Source organism: Actinomadura latina NBRC 106108, from assembly GCF_001552195.1.
Taxonomy (GTDB): Bacteria; Actinomycetota; Actinomycetes; order Streptosporangiales; family Streptosporangiaceae; genus Spirillospora; species Spirillospora latina.
On the sequence record NZ_BCQS01000005.1, the window covers coordinates 734,786 to 755,746 of the forward strand.

General features: G+C 72.6%; 16 protein-coding genes. 4 read left to right on the top strand and 12 right to left on the bottom strand.

What is annotated here, in order from left to right; translation table 11 throughout:
• Window positions 1-78 precede the first annotated feature (78 nt).
• The 10 genes from AL2_RS09735 to AL2_RS09780 all read right to left on the bottom strand — a co-directional run bounded on the left by AL2_RS09735 (window position 79) and on the right by AL2_RS09780 (window position 14,596).
• Window positions 79-1,683, bottom strand: coding sequence for an alpha/beta hydrolase (locus AL2_RS09735; protein WP_067632040.1), 1,605 nt, complete (start codon window positions 1,681-1,683; stop codon window positions 79-81).
• Between the two features lie 288 nt (window positions 1,684-1,971).
• Window positions 1,972-3,633: an alpha/beta fold hydrolase gene (locus AL2_RS09740; protein ID WP_067632042.1), complete on the bottom strand. Its 1,662-nt coding sequence runs from the start codon at window positions 3,631-3,633 to the stop codon at window positions 1,972-1,974.
• Between the two features lie 225 nt (window positions 3,634-3,858).
• A complete protein-coding gene (ispG, locus tag AL2_RS09745; RefSeq protein WP_376741325.1) occupies window positions 3,859-5,052 on the bottom strand; it encodes a flavodoxin-dependent (E)-4-hydroxy-3-methylbut-2-enyl-diphosphate synthase in 1,194 nt (397 codons plus the stop codon).
• A 117-nt stretch (window positions 5,053-5,169) separates the two neighbouring features.
• Entirely contained in the window at window positions 5,170-6,369 is a 1,200-nt protein-coding gene (locus tag AL2_RS09750; protein ID WP_067632045.1) for a M50 family metallopeptidase, read from the bottom strand.
• A gap of 39 nt (window positions 6,370-6,408) precedes the next feature.
• Window positions 6,409-7,656 carry a 1-deoxy-D-xylulose-5-phosphate reductoisomerase gene (gene dxr / locus AL2_RS09755; protein WP_083946272.1) on the bottom strand — a complete coding sequence of 416 codons (1,248 nt, stop codon included), beginning with the start codon at window positions 7,654-7,656 and terminating at the stop codon, window positions 6,409-6,411.
• An 80-nt stretch (window positions 7,657-7,736) separates the two neighbouring features.
• The gene (locus tag AL2_RS09760) at window positions 7,737-8,714 is read right to left on the bottom strand and encodes a sensor histidine kinase (RefSeq protein ID WP_168444688.1); all 978 of its coding nucleotides are present in this window, start codon (window positions 8,712-8,714) and stop codon (window positions 7,737-7,739) included.
• Window positions 8,715-9,456: 742 nt separating this feature from the next.
• A complete protein-coding gene (locus AL2_RS09765) occupies window positions 9,457-10,674 on the bottom strand; it encodes an ABC transporter substrate-binding protein (protein ID WP_067632049.1) in 1,218 nt (405 codons plus the stop codon).
• A 511-nt stretch (window positions 10,675-11,185) separates the two neighbouring features.
• Window positions 11,186-11,551 carry a hypothetical protein gene (locus tag AL2_RS09770; protein WP_067632051.1) on the bottom strand — a complete coding sequence of 122 codons (366 nt, stop codon included), beginning with the start codon at window positions 11,549-11,551 and terminating at the stop codon, window positions 11,186-11,188.
• 244 nt (window positions 11,552-11,795) lie between these two features.
• Entirely contained in the window at window positions 11,796-13,295 is a 1,500-nt protein-coding gene (locus tag AL2_RS09775) for a CoA-acylating methylmalonate-semialdehyde dehydrogenase (protein ID WP_067632053.1), read from the bottom strand.
• The gene (locus AL2_RS09780) at window positions 13,292-14,596 is read right to left on the bottom strand and encodes an aspartate aminotransferase family protein (RefSeq protein WP_067632054.1); all 1,305 of its coding nucleotides are present in this window, start codon (window positions 14,594-14,596) and stop codon (window positions 13,292-13,294) included. Before AL2_RS09780 ends, AL2_RS09775 begins: the two co-directional genes overlap by 4 nt.
• A 113-nt stretch (window positions 14,597-14,709) precedes the next feature.
• Between AL2_RS09780 and AL2_RS09785 the strand changes: the two genes are divergently transcribed.
• Together AL2_RS09785 and AL2_RS09790 are read left to right on the top strand one after the other, a co-directional pair.
• Window positions 14,710-16,326, top strand: coding sequence for a PucR family transcriptional regulator (locus tag AL2_RS09785; protein ID WP_067632056.1), 1,617 nt, complete (start codon window positions 14,710-14,712; stop codon window positions 16,324-16,326).
• A gap of 188 nt (window positions 16,327-16,514) precedes the next feature.
• Window positions 16,515-17,309, top strand: coding sequence for an alpha/beta fold hydrolase (locus AL2_RS09790; RefSeq protein WP_067632058.1), 795 nt, complete (start codon window positions 16,515-16,517; stop codon window positions 17,307-17,309).
• Here the strand turns inward: AL2_RS09790 and AL2_RS09795 are convergent.
• A complete protein-coding gene (locus AL2_RS09795; RefSeq protein ID WP_067632060.1) occupies window positions 17,284-18,279 on the bottom strand; it encodes a hypothetical protein in 996 nt (331 codons plus the stop codon). The two genes, AL2_RS09790 and AL2_RS09795, sit on opposite strands and share 26 nt — an antisense overlap.
• Before the next feature lie 118 nt (window positions 18,280-18,397).
• Between AL2_RS09795 and AL2_RS09800 the strand changes: the two genes are divergently transcribed.
• Window positions 18,398-19,528, top strand: coding sequence for a carboxylate-amine ligase (locus AL2_RS09800; RefSeq protein ID WP_245666485.1), 1,131 nt, complete (start codon window positions 18,398-18,400; stop codon window positions 19,526-19,528).
• Window positions 19,529-19,545: 17 nt separating this feature from the next.
• Complete coding sequence (locus tag AL2_RS09805; protein ID WP_157438073.1) at window positions 19,546-20,169, top strand: class I SAM-dependent methyltransferase; 624 nt, start codon at window positions 19,546-19,548, stop codon at window positions 20,167-20,169.
• 82 nt (window positions 20,170-20,251) lie between these two features.
• Here the strand turns inward: AL2_RS09805 and AL2_RS09810 are convergent, their stop codons facing one another.
• Window positions 20,252-20,743, bottom strand: a complete 492-nt coding sequence (locus AL2_RS09810; protein WP_067632064.1) for a helix-turn-helix transcriptional regulator — start codon at window positions 20,741-20,743, stop codon at window positions 20,252-20,254.
• Window positions 20,744-20,961 lie beyond the last annotated feature (218 nt).

Consider the following 20,961-nt stretch of genomic DNA (forward strand, 5'->3'; position numbering starts at 1 on the left):
CGGAACACCCGGACCCGGAACGGAGCGCGGCGTGCCCGCCCCGGCAGGGGGACGGACACGCCGCGGGTTCTCCGCTCCCTACGGGCGGCCGACCGGAAGGTCCTTGCCCGCGGCGGCGCGGGCGGCCTTCAGCGTCATGGCCGTCGGGTCCGGGTCGTTCAGCGCCGGAACGGCCTGGCAGTAGGCGTCCGGGCCGCGGTGGCTCGCCGGCAGCGCACCGGTGTCGAGGTACGCGGCGACCTTGTCGTCCAGGCACGCGTTGCCGTTGAGCGTGTTGGCGTGGGTCTTGCCGCCGACCTCGAACACCAGCCGGGAGGACGGGAAGACCTTGTGCATCTCCAGGCCGCCCGCGACCGGCGTCGCCGCGTCCTTGGTGGACTGGACGAGCAGCATGCCCGGCAGGTCGCGGCTGCCGTGCAGGCGGAACGCCGGCCCGCCGTTGAAGGGCCAGTAGGCGATCGGGGCGTTGAACCAGACGTTGCCCCACGTCTCGAACTTGTAGCCCTGGCGGTAGAGCTTCGCCGCGTCGTGGTGCCACTTGCCCCAGTTGCGGGGCCAGCGGGCGTCCGCCGCCTGGACGGCGAGGTAGACGGCGAAGCCGTTGTCCTCACCGCCGAGGCTGAGCCAGCCGAGCAGGCCGGAGGGGTCCTTGTCGTTGACCCACGCCGACAGCGCCTCGGCGAACGGGATGTAGTAGCCGGTGTTGTAGCCGGCGCTCAGCACGATGTCGGTCAGCTCGGCCGGGCCGATCTGACCGGCGATCGGGGACTTCTTCGCCCCGTTGAGCACCTCGTAGTACTTGGCGCGGACGGCCTTCTCGGACGTGCCGAGGTGGTAGACCGAGTCGTACTTGGCCATCCAGGCGAACCAGGCGCGGATGTTGCGCTCGAACGCCTTGTCCTGCTCCAGCTGGGCGTCGTACCAGACCGTCTTGGGGTTGACGTTGCCGTCCAGGACCATCCGCTTCACGCGGTTCGGGAAGAGCGTGGCGTAGGTGGCGCCGAAGTAGGTGCCGTAGGAGAAGCCGTACCAGCTGATCTTCTGCTGGCCGAGCGCGGCGCGGATCGCGTCGACGTCGCGGGCGGCGTCGGTGGTGCGCATGTGCGGCAGCAGCCAGCCGAACTTCTTGGCGCAGTCCTGCGCGTACTTCTTCGACGTGGCGATCCAGGCCTTCTCCTCCTTCCACGAGCTCGGCACGTAGTCGGGACGGACCGGGTCGTTGATGTTCGGGTCGCAGGTCAGCGCCGGCTTGCTGGACCCGACGCCGCGCGGGTCGAAGCCGATGATGTCGTACTTGGCCGCGACGTCCGCGTGCCCGGTGCCGCCGATCCAGCGGGCGAGGGCCGGCGCGTAGGCGAGGCCGGAGCCGCCGGGGCCGCCGGGGTTGACGAACATGACGCCCTGGTAGTTCTTCTCGTCGGTGTGCTTGAAGCGCGACACCGCGACGGAGATCTTGCGCCCGCCGGGCCGGCTGTAGTCGAGGGGGACCTCGACCTGGGCGCACTGGGCCTTGTTCATCGGGTCGTTCGGGCCGCTGACCTCGCACTTGCCCCAGTCGATGCTCTGGGCCGCGACCGCGGCGCCACCGGTCCGGCCGGTGTCCGCGCTCGCGGAGGCGGCCACCACGCTGCCGCCGCCCGCCGCCGCGACCACCGCGGTCGCGACGATGACGATCTTCTTCACTTGACCCCCTCAGATCGGCGGCTCCGGGCGCCCGACTGGGCCGGAGGGGGGAGCCTCGCCGATACGTAGCGGATGCGGATTGCGTGGAGATTGTGGCGGTTAGGTCGTTTATGACGGCAGGGCGGTGCATGACTGGATGCGAAATCGTGACAAGATCAACGGAACTTCGTGATATCCCTGCGCGTTTGCCGCAGTCCGGCCCGGCGAGGCGCGCCCGCGACGCGGAAGGGCCCCGGGGATCGCTCCCCGGGGCCCTCACCAGTGCCGGCCGTTCGCCTTCTTCCCGCGTCAGCGGATGACGTCGGCCTTCAGCTGCGCGGCGTTCGGCACCGCCGTGCCGGTCAGCGTCCGGGCGGACGCCTGCGACGGCGGAACCGGGTCACCGAGCTGCGGAACGTGCACCGTGCGCGGCCCCGGACGCTCTCCCCGCAGGAAGTAGGCGTCGAAGTACGCGTCCACCTCGGCGGACCCGCGGTGCACGATGCAGTGCGTCCGGTCGCCGTCCTGGACGACCAGGCGCGAGCCCTTGAGCCGGCGGTGCATGTCCAGCGCACCCTCGTACGGGGTGGCCGCGTCGGCGGTGGACTGGAACATCAGGATGTTGCGCGGCAGGTTCCGCGTGTGCCCGATGTTGATCGGCTTGCCGGCCTTCGCGCCCCAGAACAGGCACGGGGCGTTGAACCAGGCGTTGCTCCACGTCATGAACGGGTGCTTGCGGTCGATCCGCTCGTTGTCGCGCTGCCACTTGCGCCAGCTGAGCGGCCACTGGACGTCCGTGCACTCGGTGGCGAGGTACATCGCGGTGCCGTTGTCGTCGGACTCGCCGGTGGTCTGCCCACCGAACGTCCCGGCGAAGGTGGCGGTGTCGCCGGTCTTGTAGGCGGCGAGCCCGGCGGCGTAGCCGTGCCAGATGGCCTGGCTGCGGCGGTAGCCGGCGTTCAGCATGACGTCGGTCAGCTCGTCCGGCCCGACGGCGAGGGTCTGCCCGCTGTCCGGGTCGGTGTAGTAGACCGGCTTCTTCTTCAGCTTGCCGCGCAGGTCGTAGAAGAAGCCGCGCACCTGGCTCTGGGTCTTGCCCAGGTGGTACACCGAGTCGTACTTGGCGATCCAGCCGAAGTAGTACTCGATGTTCTTGTCGAACGCGACGTCCTGCTTGAGGTTGGCGTCGTACCAGACGTCCGACGGGCCGACGTTGCCGTCGAGCACCATCCGGTCGACGTTCTTCGGGTACATGGTGGCGTAGGCCGACCCGAGGTAGGTGCCGTACGAGGCGCCGTAGTAGTCGATCTTGTCGTTGCCCAGCGCCTTGCGCATCGACTCGATGTCGTTCACCGAGTCGATCGTCTTGACGTGGTTCAGCAACCCGATCTTGTCGCCCTCGGCGCAGTCGTCGGCGTAGCCCTTCGACTTCCTGAGCCAGGTGCTCACGGACGCACGGTCACCGGTCCCGTAGTCGGGACGCGGCGCGTTCGCCCAGGTCGGGTCGCACTTGATCGCCGGAACGCTCATGCCGACGCCGCGCGGGTCGAACCCGATGACGTTGTAGGCGTCGCGCATCGGGGCGGAGTTCTGAGCGAACACGCGCGGCCCGAAGAGCGCACCGCCGCCGCCCGGTCCGCCCGGGTTGACGATGATGTCGCCCTTGGCCGGGCCCTGGCCCGTGTGCGGCGTCTTGGTGAGCTGCAGGGTGATCTTCGTGCCGTTCGGCTTGGCGTAGTCCAGCGGCACCTTCAGCTCGGCGCACTCCACGATCTTGGAGACCGGGTACAGGCCGTCGTAGAAGTCGTGCACCGTCTGCACGAAGTCCGCGGGGCAGGCATGCCATTGCAGCGCGGCAGGGTCGAACCCTCCGGCCGTTCCGGCGGAGGGGCCCGCGGCCTGCGCGCTTGTGGCGCCGAGGCCGGTGAGACCGAGCCCGGCCACCGCGGCCACGACAACGATCCTCTTCACATATCCCCCTAACGTGCTGACTCCGGTTGAGTCAGACATACGGGTAAATGACAGGAGATTGTGACTACTCTGCGGCGAGCGCCGACAGGGCCCATCGCAAGTGGATGCCGAATCGTGACAAGATCAACGGAACTTCGTGATAACTCCGGACGTTCCGGACCCCGAGGGCATACGAAAAGGCCCCGGAATCGCTCCCGGGGCCTTCGGCGTGCTCAGGCGGATCGGTCAGACGACCACCACATCGGCGCCCGGCCCGGTCACCGAGCCGTCCTCGCCGATCTCGATGCCCATCTCCTCGCCGATGCGCATGGCCTCCTCGATCAGGGTCTCCACGATCTGCGCCTCGGGGACGGTCTTGATCACCTTGCCCTTGACGAAGATCTGGCCCTTGCCGTTGCCGGACGCCACGCCCAGGTCGGCCTCGCGGGCCTCACCGGGCCCGTTCACCACGCAGCCCATCACGGCGACGCGCAGCGGGACGGGGAAGTCCTTCAGCCCGGCCGTCACCTGCTCGGCCAGCGTGTACACGTCCACCTGCGCACGCCCGCAGGACGGGCACGACACGATCTCCAGGCCGCGCTTGCGCAGGCCGAGCGACTCCAGGATCGCGATGCCGACCTTGACCTCCTCGACCGGAGGCGCCGACAGCGACACCCGGATCGTGTCGCCGATCCCCTCGGCCAGCAGGGCGCCGAACGCCACCGCCGACTTGATCGTGCCCTGGAACGCGGGGCCGGCCTCGGTCACGCCCAGGTGCAGCGGGTAGTCGCAGGCGGCGGCGAGCCGCCGGTAGGCGTCGATCATCACGACCGGGTCGTTGTGCTTGACCGAGATCTTGATGTCGCGGAAGCCGTGCTCCTCGAACAGCGAGCACTCCCAGAGCGCCGACTCGACCAGCGCCTCGGGGGTGGCCTTGCCGTACTTCTCCAGCAGCCGCTTGTCCAGCGACCCGGCGTTCACCCCGATCCGGATCGGCACGCCCGCGTCCGCGGCGGCGCGCGCGATCTCGCCGACCTTGTCGTCGAACTTCTTGATGTTGCCGGGGTTCACCCGCACGGCCGCGCAGCCCGCCTCGATCGCCGCGAACACGTACTTGGGCTGGAAGTGGATGTCGGCGATGACGGGGATCGGCGACTTCCGCGCGATCGCCGGCAGCGCGTCGGCATCGTCCTGCGACGGTACCGCGACCCGCACGATCTGGCAGCCGGACGCGGTCAGCTCCGCGATCTGCTGGAGCGTGGCGTTCACGTCGGCGGTGAGGGTGGTGGTCATGGACTGCACCGACACCGGCGCGTCGCCCCCGACCGGAACGGCCCCGACCATGATCTGCCGGGACTTGCGGCGGGGCGCGCTCGTACCCTGCGCCCCCTGCCCGTCGTCGTCGCCGCGGACATTAGGCATTCCCAGTGAAACGCTCATCCCTCTCCCTCATGCTTGCAGCCCCGTACAAAGCCTAAGCGCCCGGTGCCGCTGACGTGACGGCGCCCGGCCCCGAACAGCGCGGACCGGTCCGGCGCTCTCCGTGAAAACCTCATGTCACTTCGGCAGCTGGAGCGGATTGAACACGTCGGCCAGGATCAGCAGCACCCCGAATCCCACGAGCAGCAGGACGGCCAGATAGGTCAGGGGCAGCAGCTTCGTCATGTCGACCGTGCCCGGATCAGGGCGCCCCCGGATCCGGTTGACGCCGGCGCGCGCCCGCTCGTACGCGACGACGGCGAGGTGCCCGCCGTCCAGCGGCAGCAGGGGCAGGACGTTCAGCGCGCCGAGGAAGATGTTCACCGACACGACCAGCGACAGGAACAGGGCGATCTTGTCCCGGGCCGTCTCGTTGGAGGAGAAGATCTGCCCCGACACCTCCGTCGCGCCGACCACGCTGCCGACCTGGCCGCCGGGCGTGCTCTCCCGCTCGGGCGAGAACAGCTTCGGGATCGCGGTGGGCAGGTCGGCCGCGACCTTGCCGATGCCCTCGATCGTCCGGCCGATGCCGCCGGCGGCGAACGAGGCGGCGTCCACCGGCCCGGTCCGGTCGTACCCGCCGCCGGCGATCCTGGCGGAGACGCCGACGAAGGGGGCTCCGCCGACGTCCGCCAGCGTGATCGGCACCGTCACCTGCCGGGCGTCACCGGGCCGCCGCACCGCGACCTTGACCGTCTCCCCCGGTTCGGTGCCGCCGATCGCCGCGGTGAGGTCGTCCCAGTCGGAGACCGGCGCGCCGTTGAACGCGACGATGCGATCGCCCGCCCGCAAGCCCGCCCGCGCCGCCGGGGAGGGCGGACGGCCGCCGCCGCAGCCGTCCTGCATGGTGGCGGGCACGCAGGCCGAGACCTCGTCGATCGTGCTGGTCACCGTGCCGGGCCGCGGCACGCCGATCGTCATCGCCATCGCCATCAGCAGCACGAACGCGAACGCGAAGTTGGCGACGACGCCGGCCCCGATGACGACGGCGCGGCGGCCCGCGGGCTGCCGGTAGAACGCGCGGGGCCGGTCCGCCTCGGCGATCTCCTCCAGCGGCGTGTAGCCGACGATCTTGACGAAGCCGCCCAGCGGGATCGCCTTCACGCCGTACTCGGTCTCGCCCCGGCGGGTCGACCACAGGGTCGGGCCGAAGCCGACGAAGTACTGCGTGGCCTTCATCCCGAACCGCTTGGCGGTGAGCAGGTGCCCGCCCTCGTGGAGCATCACCGACGCCAGCAGCGCGACGACGAACGCCACCGCGCCGAGGAAGAAGGCCATCCGGGTCCCCTCGGGCTCGTTCCCGGGGGTTCCCGGGGGTCAGTCGGTTCCGGTCAGTTCCCTGCTCCTGGCCCGCGCCCACCCGTCGGCGGCGAGGACGTCGTCCAGCGTCAGCTTCCCGGGCGTGCCCGAGCCGTGCTCCTCCACTACCCGCGCGACCGTGTCGACTATCCCGAGGAACGGAAGCCGTCCCGCGCGGAACGCGTCGACACATTCCTCGTTCGCGGCGTTGTAAACGGCCGGCACGGTCCCGCCCAGCTCACCGGCGTGGCGGGCGAGCGCGACGGCGGGGAACGCCTCGTCGTCGAGCGGGAAGAGCTCCCACGTGTGCGCTCTGGTCCAGTCGACGCCCGGGGCGGCGTCCGGGACGCGGTCGGGCCAGTCGATGCCGAGCGCGATCGGCAGCCGCATGTCGGGCGGGCTCGCCTGCGCGAGCGTGGCGCCGTCGGTGAACTCCACCATCGAGTGGATGACCGACTGCGGGTGGACCATGACGCCGATGCGGTCCATCGGGACGTCGTAGAGCAGGTGCGCCTCGATGACCTCCATGCCCTTGTTGACCAGCGTCGCGGAGTTGATGGTGATGACCGGGCCCATGTCCCACGTCGGGTGGTTCATCGCCTGCTCGGGCGTGACCTCGGCCAGCTCGGCGCGGCTCCGGCCGCGGAACGGGCCGCCGCTCGCGGTCAGCACGAGCCGCCGCACCTCCTCGGCGCGGCCGCCGCGCAGGCACTGGGCGAGCGCCGAGTGCTCGGAGTCGACCGGGACGATCTGCCCGGGCCGCGCCCGCTCCTTGACCAGCGGGCCGCCGACGATGAGCGACTCCTTGTTGGCGAGGGCGAGGGTGCGGCCGGCGTCCAGCGCGGCCAGCGTCGAGGCGAGGCCGAGCGCGCCGGTCACCCCGTTCAGCACGACGTCGCACCGCCACGCGGCGACCTCGGCGACCGCGTCCGGGCCGGCGATGATCTTCGGGATGGCGAAGTCGCCGGAGGCGTAGCCCCGCCGCTTGGCCTCGGCGTAGAACGCGAGCTGCAGCTCCTGCGCGGCGGACGCCTTGGCCACCGCGACGACCTCCGGCGCGAACTCCAGCGCCTGCGCGGCCAGCAGGCCGACCCGGCCGCCGCCCGCCGCGAGCCCGGCCACCCGGAACCTGCCGGGGTTGCGCCGGATCACGTCCAGCGCCTGGGTGCCGATCGAGCCGGTGGAGCCGAGGACGACCACCTCGCGTGGGGACGAGTTCGAGGCGTCGGTGCTTGAAGGAGACATCACAGCCCCATTCTCGGGCATCCGCCCGTCCAGGTCTCCCCCGCGTCGCGGGCGCGCCGCGCCCGCCCGTTCCTCATCCAGGTCCGCGGCGTTCCGGCCCGTCAGCGGGCGAGCGGCAGGCGGAGCACCAGGCGGGCGCCGTAGGTGCCGTTGGCGACGTACAGGGTCCCGCCGTGGGCGATGGCGATCTGCCGCGCGATCGGGAGGCCGAGGCCGCTGCCGCCCTTGTCCCGGCTGCGGGCCGCGTCGAGCCGGGCGAACCGCTCGAAGACGCGGTCGCGGGCGTCCGGCGGGATGCCCGGGCCGTCGTCGTGCACCTCGACGACGGCCTCCTCGCCCGCGGCGCGGACCCGGACCTCGATGTGCGCGACGGCGTAGCGCTCGGCGTTGGAGAGCAGGTTGAACAGGACGCGGCCGAGACGCGACCGGTTGCCCATGACCATGATCTCCGGCTCGGCCTTGACGTCCACCGGGACGGACGAGATCCGTTCGGCGACCTCGGACTCCACCAGCGCCCCGAGGTCCAGGCGCCGGCGCTCCGGCAGGTCCCCGGAGTCGAGGCGGGCGAGGACGAAGAGGTCCTCGACGATCCGGTGCAGGCGTTCGACGTCGTCCAGCGCATGCCGCAGGTTGTCGTCGAGGTCGCCGTCCTCGGGGTCGTCGATGGCCAGCTCGATCCGGGTCCGCAGGCCGGCGAGCGGGGTGCGGAGCTCGTGCGAGGCGTCGGCGATGAACGCCCGCCGCTGCGCGGCCGAGACCTCCAGCCGGTCGAGCAGCAGGTTGACGCGGCCGGCGAGCCGCTCCACGTCGTCGCCGGTGGCCGGGACGCCGACGCGGGAGCCCGGCCCGGCCTCGGCCGCGGTGATCAGCTCCGCTCTGAGCCGCTCCAGCGGCCGCAGCGTCCGGGACACGGCGCGCCGGACGCGCCACCAGGTGAGCGCAGCGACGGCGGCGGCGAGCAGGGCCATGACCGTCGCGACCACGCCGGTGGAGGTGTCCGCGAGCAGCAGCACGACGGCCGCGGCGGCCACCGCGGCTACCGGCAGGCAGGCGAGTGCGGTGAGCTCCTTCAGCGTCACGCGCGCCCGTGCGGAGCGGAGCCTGTGCGGCCGGACGTGCGGCGTACCAGCGTTCCGGGCCGACATGGTTCCTTTCTACGTACATCTCCCCCAAAAGCGGGCAAAGCACCCAACGGACGATCGCATAGCCCTGGTCTGCGAACGCCCTGGTCGGAGCGAGTCCGGTGGCCGGGAAGGGCGCGCATAGCCGGTCTGCTCATGGATGGAGAACCGACACGGGAGCCTTTGCCGGTCTTTGCACGTTCGGTAACAGTGGCAACACCCTGCCCCGCCTATAAAGGAGTCACGTGTAAGGCGACTCCCGCCAGGGGGATGGAACATGGGCCAGACAGGCGAGCCGACGGTGGACCCGGGCGGGCTGAGCGCAGCCCAGCTCCTGGGCGACGCCTGCGTCGTCTGCCGCAAGAGATGGCCCCGGCCGCGCGTCCGCGTCGGCCGCCTGCCGGACTCATCCGGGGTTTTCGCGTGCGACGACTGCGCACCCGCCCCGCCGGCACCCCGCCCGCGGCGGGGCCCACGCGAGTCGCCCGCGGACGCCGGACGTCCGGCCGGGGAGCCGGCGCCGGCGAGGGCGGCGGGCCTGGAGTCCGTCGTCGTGGAGGTCTCTCCAGGGAGAAGGGTGACCCGGGCGTTCGGGGGGAAGCCCGGGACCACCCGGCAGGCGCGCCCGGCTGGGGGCGGCCGGGCGCGCCGGAGAGACCTCTGACCCCCCTAGTACTCCATGCCTACTAGTACTCCATGCCTAGGGCCTGGCCTGCGGCTTCACCGACTGCGGGCGGGTCGCCTCGAGCCAGACCTTCGTCCACTCCGCGTAGTCGGTGCAATCGTTCTTCTTCGACCCGCCGCCGCACGCCTTCGCCGGTCCGTGCGCGAAGATGATCTTGCTGAGGTAGTTCCGGTCGCCGACGTGGTAGGCGGCGCAGAAGCCGGACCGGAGCCGGTCGCCCGAGCACGCCTGCGGGTTGGCGGGCGCCACCCCGGTCCACTCGGCGACCTGCTGCTGGACGTCCGGCGACGCCGTCCACTGCAGCCACTGGTACATGCAGTTCGGGTGCTGGGCGCGGGCGCCGATCATCCACGCGTCCATCCAGCCGGTCACGCCCTCGGCCGGGATGACGCCGCGGACGGGCCTGCCCGCGCGGTTCAGCACGTCCACCTGGTAGGGCCACGCCTGGCCCAGCACGGCGCGCCCGCCCGCGAAGGCGCTGATCGCGTCGGCCGGGATCTCCCAGTACTCCCCGACATGCGGACGCTGCTTCGCCAGCACGCGCCCGGCGGCGCCGAGCTGCTTCGGGGTCAGCGCGTACGGGTCGCGGATCTTGAGCTTGCGCTCCCTGCCCTTGAGGTAGAGCGCGGCCTCGGCGATCGCCAGCGGGCTGTCGCGCATGACGATCCTGCCGGAGTAGCGGCGGGCCTGGGCGGGATCGAAGATCGCGGCCCAGCCGGCCGGCGGCGGGACGGTCCGCGTGTCGTACATGAGCAGGTTGGCGCCCCACACGTACGGGATGCCGTAGTGCTTGCCGTCGCGCTCCAGCAGCCCGCGGAGCTTCGGCTCCAGCTTCTTGTAGCCGTCCACCAGGTCGGTGTTGACCGGGACGACCTGCCGCTCGGCGACGAGCCGGCCGGCGACCTCCGGCGGCGCGGCGACCCCGTCGTAGCGGCGGTCCCGGTCGCGCATGAGGCCGGCCATCTCGTCGGGCGTCTTGGCGACCTTCAGGCCGACCTTGCAGCCGGTGCGCTCCTGGAAGGGAGTGACCCAGTCGACGCGCGGGTCGGTGGCGCCGCTCTCGATGGCGCCCGGCATCGTGACGAGGTTGAGCATCCCCTCGCCGGGGCCGAGGGTGGTCGCCACCTTGGCCGCGGCGACCGGCCCGCCGCCGTCCTCGCTGCAGCCCGCGACGCCCGCCGCGGCGACCGCCGCGGCAGCCAGCAGCGCCCCGGCCGCCTTGCCGCGGGTCACCCTGCCCCGTGGCCCGCGAAGAAGTGTGGCCGTCCGCCGCATGTCGCTCCCGATCCGTGCCGCGAGGCCGCTCCCCCTCGTGAACGGGCCCATCGGCGCAGCGTAGCGCGTCCGGTGCCGCGGGACGGCGCGCACCCGCCGGGAACGGGCGCCGGCGGCCGGTCACCGTCGCCATTCCGATCGCGCCGGCGGGCCGGCACGATCGCATCGCCGGTTTTCCGGGATTTCCCTGCGGCGGACGGCGGCGCAGCCGGCAATTACCCGAGATCACGACACGGACATGCGCCCGAACCGTTTCCGGAAGGTAAGAATGACCTGACCATTGCCGCACCATTATGTGGGGCTTTTCGGACGGGTCGTTAACGGATAAACCGCCGGGGCCCCGGGGGACGGCGGGTGCTGGCGTCCGCGCCATACACGGAGGTTGCCGGAGAGGGGTATGGCGCGGGCTGCCGTCGTCCCGGGGCCGCGGCGGCACCGGCGGGCGTGGCGAGGGGTGGGGAACAGCGGATCACCGTGCGGTGCTGCCCGGCCACGCGATCACCGGTACCCGGCCGAACGGCGACGGTGTGACGCCCTCGATACGCCGTAGGTTCGAGGGACGCCGCACGTCCGGACGGGTGTCGCGGGACGGCCGTCGGCCGTCGTCCCGAGGAGCCGGCTGCTGCGCCGGCGGCCGCCTCGGTGCGGCGTGCTTGACCACCTCGATCCGTGCGATGAGCCGCTGCGGGGTGTCGGCCTCGAGGAAATCGCCGACGTCGCGGTCCTTGGGCGGCAGCGCCCACCAGTGCCCGGTGCGCAGGCCGAACCAAATGGTCCAGCCCGGGAAACGCCTTCCCAGTGCGTCCGCCTCTGCGGCGTGGTCGCCTGCGGCCATAGCGCGGCACCCCTTGACTGCCGACCCTGACTTTTAATTTCGCCTCAATTAATGGAGACAGTCAGATTGTGTCGCCGGACACAGAGCCCGTCAATGGGTGTTGGCATTATTCGTCCCGCGGTGCCGGACAAAAATCAACGACGAAATACGGCGTCCGTGGGAAATTCCCAAACGGCGCCGACCTGCGCGTGCGTACGGCCGGCGCCCGCGGGGGTCACCGGCCGTATTCGCCGCCGATCGCGGGTCAGCCGCTGGTCGGGAAACCGAGGTTCACGCCGCCGTGGCTGGGGTCGAGCCAGCGGGCGGTGACGGCCTTGGTGCGGGTGTAGAAGTGGACGCCCTCCATGCCGTGGGCGTGGCTGTCGCCGAACAGCGAGTCCTTCCAGCCGCCGAAGGAGTAGTAGGCCATCGGCACCGGGATCGGCACGTTGACGCCGACCATGCCGACCTCCACCTCGTTCTGGAAGCGGCGCGCCGCCCCGCCGTCGTTGGTGAAGATCGCGGTGCCGTTGCCGTACGGGTTGGCGGCGATGAGCTCCATGGCCTCCTCGTAGGAGCCGGACCGCACGACCGCCAGCACCGGCCCGAAGATCTCGTCCTTGTAGGCGTCCATCTCCGGGGTGACGTGGTCGAGCACGGTCGGGCCGAGCCAGAAGCCGTCGCCGGCGCCGCCGAGGACGTCCGGGTCGCGCCCGTCGATCGCGAGCGTCGCCCCCTGCGCGACACCGCCGTCCAGGTAGGACGCGACCTTGTCGCGGTGCGCCGCCGTGACGAGCGGGCCCATCTCCGACTCGGCGTTGTCGCCGGGGCCCACCGTGAGCCTGCCGACCCGCTCGCGGATCTTGGCCATCAGCTCGTCCCCGACCGGGTCCACGGCGACGACGACGGAGATCGCCATGCACCGCTCCCCCGCCGAGCCGAACCCGGCCGACACGGCGGCGTCGGCGGCGAGGTCGAGGTCCGCGTCCGGCAGCACCAGCATGTGGTTCTTGGCGCCGCCGAGCGCCTGCACCCGCTTGCCGTTCGCCGCCGCCGTCGCGTAGATGGAGCGCGCGATCGGGGTGGAGCCGACGAAGCTGACCGCCTTGACCCCGGGGTGGCGCAGCAGCCCGTCCACCGCGGCCTTGTCGCCGTGGAGGACGTTGAACACGCCGTCCGGCAGCCCCGCCTCGGCCCACAGCTCGGCCAGCCGCACCGACGCCGACGGGTCCTTCTCCGAGGGCTTGAGGATGAACGTGTTCCCGCACGCGATCGCCACCGGGAACATCCACATCGGCACCATCGCCGGGAAGTTGAACGGGGTGATCCCGGCCGCGACACCGAGCGGCTGCAGGATCGAATAGGCGTCCACGCGGGTGGAGACGTTCTCCGAGAACCCGCCCTTGAGCAGGTGCGGGATGCCGCAGGCGAACTCGACGACCTCCAGCCCGCGGGCCACCTCGCCGGCCGCGTCGGAGACCACCTTGCCATGCTCGGACGAGATCAGCCGCGCGATCTCGTCCCGATGCGCGCCGACCAGCTCGCGGAACCTGAACAGCACCTTGGTGCGCTGGGAGAGCGAGGTGTCCCGCCAGCCGGGGAACGCGGCCTCGGCGGCCGCCACCGCCGCGTCGACCTCGTCCTGCCCGGCGAAGTCGACCGCTCCCGCGAGCCGTCCGGACGCGGGCTCGTAGATGTCGCCCCGCCGCGCGGCCTCTCCGTCGAACGGCTTGCCGCCGATCCAGTGGGTGACGTGCTTGCTCATGCGGCTTCCTCGTTCACGGTCTCTAGGGATGCGATCAGGATGCCGAGGCCCTCGGCGGCCTCGGCGTCGGTCAGGGTCATCGGCGGCGCCATGCGCACCACGTTGCCGTACAGGCCGCCCTTGCCGACCAGCAGCCCCCGCTCGCGGGCCGCCTCCATCAGCGCGGCGGCGAGCGGCGGGCTGGGCTCGCCCGTGCCCGGGTCGGCCAGCTCGACCGCGAACATCAGGCCCTTGCCGCGCACGTCCGCCACGATCGGCAGCCGCCCGGCGGCCCGGCGCAGCCCGCCGATGATCGCCGCCCCCTGCTTCGCCGCGTTGGCCCGCAGGTCGTGGTCGAGGACGTAGTCGAGCGTCGCGTTCGCCGCGGCCATCGAGACCGGGTTGCCGCCGAACGTGGAGATGCCCAGCGCGGGCAGGCCGTCCATCAGGTCGCCCCGCGCGACGACGCCGCCCACCGCGAACCCGTTCCCGAGGCCCTTGGCGAACGTCATCATGTCCGGCGTCACGCCGTGGTTGTCCATGCCCCAGAAGCCCTGGCCCGTCCGTCCCCAGCCGGTCTGGACCTCGTCGGAGATGAGCAGGATGCCGAACTCGTCCAGGACGCTCTTGTAGGCGGCGAACAGGCCGTCCGGCGGCATCGTGAAGCCGCCGACGCCCTGGATCGGCTCGGCGATGAGCGCGGCGACGTCCGGCCCGGCCGCGGTGGCGAGCACGTGCCGGAGGTCCTGCGTGCACGCATCGATGTACCGCTCGTCGGACATGCCGGCGAACTGCGGGAGGTGCCGGTCGGCGCCGTGCAGGAAGTGGACGTCCAGCGGCGAGAACGACAGGTTCGTCCAGGCCCGGTTGCCGGTGACGCCCGCCGCCGCGAACGACCGGCCGTGGTAGCTCTGCCGCATCGCCAGGATCTGGTCGCTGCGCCGCGCGTACGCGGCGAGCAGCAGCGCCGTCTCGTTCGCCTCCGTCCCGGAGTTGGCGAAGAAGACCTTCGCGTCCGGGATGCCGGACAGCCGGGCGATCTTCTCGGCCAGTTCGACCTGGCCGCGCAGCAGGTACGCGGTGGAGGTGTGCACGACCCCCGTGGCGAGCTGCCGCTCGACCGCGTCCCGCACCTCGGGGACGTCGTAGCCCAGCATGTTCGTGAGGATGCCGGTGAAGAAGTCGAGGTAGCCGTTCCCCTCGGCGTCGGTCACGCGGGCGCCCTTGCCACCGGTGATCTCGATGGGGTCCGCATAGTTGAGCGCCATCCACGACGGCATGACCGCCCTGTGGCGCCGGAGCAGGTTCGCGTGTTCCGACATGCACCAAGTCTCGGACGCCCGGACGTCGCGGGCCACCCGCAGAGTGTCAGGACCGGGCGCCTCCCGTTAACGGTCTGCAGGCTGCCGGTACTGCCCGGATATCATCGCGGGAAATGCTGCCCACTGTCGACGACGTCCTCCAGCTCGACGCGGTACGCCGCGGCCAGCCGCACGTCGTCGCGGGCTCGGACCGCACCGGCAACCGCGTCCGCTGGGTCCACGTCGCCGAGGTCACCGACATCGCGCACCTGCTGCACGGCGGCGAGCTCGTGCTGACGACCGGGATCGCGCTGCCGGACGAGCCGGAGCGGCTGCGCGCCTACATCGCCGACCTGGCCGAGGTGGGGGTCAGCGGGCTGATGATCGAGCTGGGCCGGCGCTATGCCAGCGTCCTGCCGCCGGCGCTGACCGCCGCCGCCGAGGAGCACGGCCTGCCGGTGATCGTCCTCGCGCACGAGCCCGCGTTCGTGGACATCACCGAGGCCGTGCACGCCCGGATCGTGCGGGAGCAGTTCGCCGAGCTGCGCGCCTCCGAGCGGCTGCACGAGATCTTCACCCAGCTGTCGGTCGAGGGCGCCTCCACCGACGAGGTCGTCCGGCAGGTCGCCGCGCTCGGCGGGCACCCGGTCGTGCTGGAGAACCTCGCCCACCAGGTGCTCGCCGCCGACGCCGACGGCTGCGACCCGTCCGAGCTGCTGTCGGCGTGGGAGACCCGCTCGCGCGCCGTCCGGCCCGGCCGCCGCACCGGCTACGACCCGTCGTCCGGCTGGCTGCTGACCATGGTCGGCGCGCGCGGCGAGGACTGGGGCCGGCTGATCATCGACCTGGGCGCGCCGCCGTCGCCGCGCGACACCGTGCTGATCGAGCGGGCCGCGACCACGCTCGCCCTCGGCCGGCTGCTCGACCGGCACGCCGAGAGCGTCGAGCGGCAGGCGCACGGGACGATCATCGCCCGCATCCTCGCGCACGCCTACTCCGACCCGCAGGAGGCCGCGGCCCGCGCCCGCGCGCTCGGCGTGCCGCTGTCCGGCCGCCGGCTGCTCGGCGTGGTGCTGCGCCACCGCGGCCCCGGCACGCCCGCGCCGCCGGCCGGGGAGCTGTCCGCGCTCGCCGAGACGGCCGCCGCCGCCTGCAAGGACGCCCGCCTCGCCGCGCTCGTCGGCGTGCTGGACGAGGGCGGCCCGCACGCCCGCGTCGGCGTCCTCGCCTCGCTGCCCGCCCGCGCGGACGTGGAGACGGCGCTCACCGAGGTCGCCACCCGCATCCGCACGCAGTCCGGCGGCACGGTCGTGGCGGCGGGGTCGGTGGTGGAGACGATCCAGGACGTGCGCCGCTCGTTCCTGGAGGCCGAGCAGGTCGCCGACGTCGCCGCCCGGGGCTCCGGCGCCCGCCTGTTCTACCGCCTCCCCGATCTGCGGCTCCGCGGGCTTCTGCATCTGCTCCGCGACGACGCCCGCGTCCAGACGTTCGTGGAACGGGAACTGGGGCCGCTGCTGGAGTACGACGCGCAGCGCGGCAGCGACCTCACCCGCATCCTGGAGCTCTACCTCGAATCCGGGCGCAACAAGGCCGTCGCCGCGCAGCAGGCGCACCTTTCCCGGCCCGCCTTCTATGAGCGGCTGCGCCGCATCGAGCGCGTTCTCGAAGCCGACCTCGACGACGTGGAGTCGTGCGTGTCCTTCCACGTCGCCTTGCTGGCGCTGAGCTCCGTCCGGTGGGAACGCCCCTGACCGGCCGGCCCTCCGGGCCTGACCCGCCGCGCCTCGCATCCCGATGGCATCACTGTGACACCGCGGGCATTTCGATGGAAGAGTGGTGGGCGGAGGCCCGCCCCAGCGGCGGATCGCCGTTCACGGTCCCGCTCCGCAGGAGCATGTACCTCCCCTGAGAAGGCGGAGGTTTCCACGGAGGATTACCGATGACGGACGCGGCGTTGCATGTGCATCGATACGGAGACCCGGCGGGAGAGCCCATCGTCCTGCTGCACGGGGTGACGGGGCATGGAGCGCGGTGGCGGCTGACGGCGGAGTCGCATCTGGGCGGCCGGTCCGTCCTGGCACCCGACCTGCGCGGGCACGGGAGGTCGCCGCACGAGCCGCCGTGGACGGTCGAGCGGCATGTGGCGGACGTCCTGGCCCTGCTGGACGCGGAGGGCATCGAGCGGGCCGACCTCGTCGGGCACTCCTACGGCGGGATGATCGCGCTGCATCTGGCGCGGACGGCGCCGCGGCGGGTGCGGCGGCTGCTGCTGCTCGACCCGGCGACCGGGCTCGCCCCGGCGGACGCGGCGAGGGAGGCCCGCGGATACCTGCCCCCCATGACGTTCGCCGATGTCGCGGAGGCCCGCGCCCACCTGGCGGCGCGCTGGTCGGACGCGCCGGCCGACGCCGTGGACGAGGAGGTCGCCGAGCACCTCGAACCGACCCCGGACGGGCGGCTGCGGTGGCGGTTCGAGCCGGCGGCGGTGGTGACCGCGTACTCGGAGATGGCCCGCCCCCACCTGACGCCGCCCGCGGACATGCCCACCCATCTGGTCATCGCGACGCGCGCCGACCTCGTCCGGCCAGAGTTCGTGGCGGACTGCCGCGCGGCGCTCGGCCCCGGCCTCGCCATCAGCGAGATCGAGGCCGGGCACATGCTCTACGTCGACCGCCCGGCGGAGACCGGGACGCTGATCGCCGGCTGGCTCAGCGAAGCAGGCTCCGGCCGGTGACCGGCGGCAGGGTCAGCGGCGTGTGCAGGCCGGGCGGGGCCTCGGCGACCGCCCGGACGGCGTTGACCATGCGCAGCGCGGCGGCGTGCCCGCCGCCGGGGCCGGCGAGGTCCATGCGGGAGGGCGGCTCACCGGCGATCTCGACCCGGTAGCCGCCCGCTCCGCCGAACGGAGGGGCCGGCCAGTGCGGGGCGAGGTCCGCGCGCGCCCGCACGACGAGCGCCACGGTGATCACCGGCCGGCGGTTCAGGACGCCCGACACCTGGAACCGCAGGCCCGCGAGCGCGCCCTTCGCGATCCGGCCGCCGAAGGCGTCGAACTCCTCCGGTGCCGCGCACACCTCGTGCGCCTCGGCGAGGCCGTCCAGCGGGACGTCCAGGTGCCGGGCGAGCAGCCGGACGACCGGCCCCCAGCGGCGCGCCGGCGCGCCCGGCCGGACGACCGGCGGGCGGCGGCCGATGGGCTCGCCGAACCCGAACCGGCCGCCGTCCTCACACCGGAACTCGGTGACGGTGATCCCGTCGATGCGCCGGCAGGCGCCGCTGAGCAGCATCGGGAGCACGTCGCTCACCATGCCGGGCCCGATGGCGAGGCAGGCCGCGCCACCGGTCGCGCACGCCGACCGCAGCCGCCGGACGACGACCGGATCGGCGGACGCCGGATCCACCAGCGCGGGCAGGACATTCGTGACCACCCCGGCGCCCGCCTCCAGGACGCGGCACAGATCGTCGGCCGAGCCTCCCGTGTGGCAGACGACGTGCGGCCGCCTGGCCAGCAGCCCGGCGGGGTCGCCGGTGGCGCGCACGCCCAGCGGGCGGCCGGTTCCGGCCAGTTCGGCGGCGTCCACGCCCGCCTGCCGGGGATCGCCGGTCACCACGCCGGCGAGTTCCAGCTCCGGGTGCTCGATGATGGCCCTGAGCGTCCGCTTCCCGGCGGCTCCGGTGGCCCACTGGCCGACGAGATAGGACATACCACCAGCTTTCGACAAACCCCCAGGTCAACTGCGGCGGCATTGTAGGCACGGCTTTCCGGCAAGCACGATCTCCTCCCGCGACGTACATCGGTGCACTCCCGGGAAGAAGACTCTGGTGACTGTGCACACGGGTCCGCGCACGTTCGGGGTGGAGGAGGAGCTGCTCCTCGTCGATCCGGCGAACGGTGCGCCGCAGGCCGTCTCCGGTTCCGTCATCCGCTACGCGCGGCGCCACGACGAGCTGTTCCTCACGGGCGGCCGGCGTTCGGAACCGCTCGACACCGAGCTGCAGCGCGAGCAGCTCGAAACCGCGACGCCGGTCTGCGCCTCGCTCGGCGAGCTGTCCGACCACGTCCGGTCGGCGCGGCTGGCGGCGGCCAAGTCGGCGGCCGGGGTGGGCGCCGCCGTGGCGGCCCTCGGCACGTCGCCGGTGAGCGTCCGCCCCTCGCTGACCCCCTCGCACCGCTACCTGCGGATGGCGGACGCCTACGGGCCCACCGCCGGGGAGCAGCTCACCTGCGGCTGCCACGTGCACGTCGGCATCGACTCCCCGGACGAGGGCGTCGCCGTCCTGGACCGCATCCGGCCGTGGCTGCCGCCGCTGCTCGCCCTCAGCGCGAACTCGCCGTTCTGGCACGGCGCCGACACCGGCTACGACAGCTGGCGGCACCAGGTGTGGAGCCGCTGGCCGTCCAGCGGCCCGACCGAGCTGTTCGGCTCCGCCGCGGGGTACCGGGCGGCGGTCGACGCGATGCTGGCGACCGGCGCGCTCGTCGACGAGGGCATGATCTACTTCGACGCCCGGCTGTCCCGGCACTACCCGACCGTGGAGATCCGGGTGCCGGACGTGTGCCTGCACGCCGACGACGCCGTGCTGATGGCCGCGTTCGTCCGGGCGCTGGTCGACACCGCCGCCGACGCCTGGCACGCCGGCGAGCCGCCCGACCCGGTCCGGGCCGACCTGATGCGCCTCGCGATGTGGCGGGCCGGCCGCTCCGGCCTGCGCGACGACCTCGTCCATCCCCGCACCCGCCGCACCGCACCCGCCGCCGCGGTCGTGGGCGCGCTGCTCGACCACCTGTCCCCGGCCCTCGACCGCGCCGGGGACCTGGAAACCGCCGTCCGCCTCCTGCGCTGCGTCCTCGAACGCGGCAACGGCGCCCACCTCCAGCGCGGCGTCTACACCCAAGCCCACGACGTCAAGGCCGTCGTTTCAGACGCCGTCGACGTCACGATGGCGGTCTGATCCGACAGAATCCACCCATGCTGGACGAGACGGCCCTGCGGAACTCATCAGTAGTGGCGAACTGCGCCATGAACCGCGAACGCACCCTGAAGGGCTATGCCCGCGAACTGGGCATAGACGTACTGGCCGAGGCCGGCGCCCGCTGGGTGGACCTGTGCTGCGGCACCGCCCGGGCCCTGACCGAAGCCGCCACGGCGAACCCGGGAATGGAGATCTCCGGAGTCGACCTGGTCGACCACTTCGCCCCCGCCCCGCCCTCAGTCCAGCTGATCACCGCCTCAGTGACGACCTGGGTGCCGGACGCCCCCGCCGACCTGATCACGTGCGTGCACGGCCTGCACTACGTGGGCGACAAGCTGGGCGTGCTCACCCGCGCCGCGTCCTGGCTCACGGAGGACGGCCTCCTCATCGCGAACTTCGACGCCCGGAGCGTCCGACTGCCCGACGGCTCCCCCGCAGGACGCCACCTGACAACCGCCCTACGCCGGAACGGCTTCACCTACGACTCCCGCCGCCACCGCATCTCGCTGCGCGGCAACCGCGCGATCGCCCTCCCCTACCGCTACCTGGGCGCCGACGACCGGGCCGGCCCGAACTACACGGGCCAGCCGGCCGTCGACTCCTTCTACGAGCGCGCTTGAACCGCGATCGACGGCGTGAGGGTCGCCCGCGCCGCGACGGCGGCGTGAGATCGCCTGCGTCGTATCGGGATCGCCCTCCGTGCTAGCGGCGCTCCCAGGGGAGGTAGCGGTCGGCGCGGCGGGGGCGGGCGCGCAGCCCGGTGGACTCGACGGCGAGGATGCGGTCGAAGCGGAAGGCGCGGACGCCGCGCCGCATGCGGCACCAGCCGACGAGGTACCAGTGGTCGCGGTGGACGAGGCACGTGACGGGCTCGACCTCGCGGATCGTGACGTTGGCGCCCGCGTCGCCGTAGCAGAGCCGGACGACGCGGTGGTCGGTGATGGCGGCGGCGATCACGCGGGCGCGGTCGGAGGTGGCGGTGTCCAGGGGCGTGGTGAGGGTGGCGAGGGTGGTGGTGACGACGTCGTCGTGGGGGGCGGCGTCGAGGAGGGTGTGCAGGGCGCGGCGCGCGGTCGTGGCCTGCGGGCCGGTGCCGAGGTGCGCGAGGGACAGCGCGAGGGCGGCGATCTCGGCCGCGGTGAGCGGGGCCGGCGCGGTGGGCGCGGTCTGGGGGTGCGTCGCAACGTTCGCCATGGTTCGATCATACGTTCGAACACTGACATTGTGCAGCCTTCGGGGGCGGCCGGATCGCGTCGCGTGACGCGCGGCGCGACGGAGATCGCCCCGCGGTTGAGAAGGCGGCCTCGCATGGGGAAAACTGAGGCTCCGAAACGTGCTCTATTCGGGGGAATCGGGGGCGAACATGGGTCGACCGCGGACCGGCGTTGAGTGACGCGCGCGTGAACGGCCCC

Bases quoted from the DNA above. Each gene is read 5' to 3' on its own strand.
- AL2_RS09780 (WP_067632054.1), bottom strand. From the start codon at position 14,596: ATGTCGGAACACGCGAACCTGCTCCGGCGCCACAGGGCGGTCATGCCG.
- AL2_RS09790 (WP_067632058.1), top strand. From the start codon at position 16,515: ATGACGGACGCGGCGTTGCATGTGCATCGATACGGAGACCCGGCGGGA.
- AL2_RS09785 (WP_067632056.1), top strand. From the start codon at position 14,710: ATGCTGCCCACTGTCGACGACGTCCTCCAGCTCGACGCGGTACGCCGC.
- dxr (WP_083946272.1), bottom strand. From the start codon at position 7,656: ATGCCCGAGAATGGGGCTGTGATGTCTCCTTCAAGCACCGACGCCTCG.
- AL2_RS09775 (WP_067632053.1), bottom strand. From the start codon at position 13,295: ATGAGCAAGCACGTCACCCACTGGATCGGCGGCAAGCCGTTCGACGGA.
- AL2_RS09810 (WP_067632064.1), bottom strand. From the start codon at position 20,743: ATGGCGAACGTTGCGACGCACCCCCAGACCGCGCCCACCGCGCCGGCC.
- AL2_RS09805 (WP_157438073.1), top strand. From the start codon at position 19,546: ATGCTGGACGAGACGGCCCTGCGGAACTCATCAGTAGTGGCGAACTGC.
- AL2_RS09795 (WP_067632060.1), bottom strand. From the start codon at position 18,279: ATGTCCTATCTCGTCGGCCAGTGGGCCACCGGAGCCGCCGGGAAGCGG.
- AL2_RS09750 (WP_067632045.1), bottom strand. From the start codon at position 6,369: ATGGCCTTCTTCCTCGGCGCGGTGGCGTTCGTCGTCGCGCTGCTGGCG.
- ispG (WP_376741325.1), bottom strand. From the start codon at position 5,052: ATGAGCGTTTCACTGGGAATGCCTAATGTCCGCGGCGACGACGACGGG.
- AL2_RS09770 (WP_067632051.1), bottom strand. From the start codon at position 11,551: ATGGCCGCAGGCGACCACGCCGCAGAGGCGGACGCACTGGGAAGGCGT.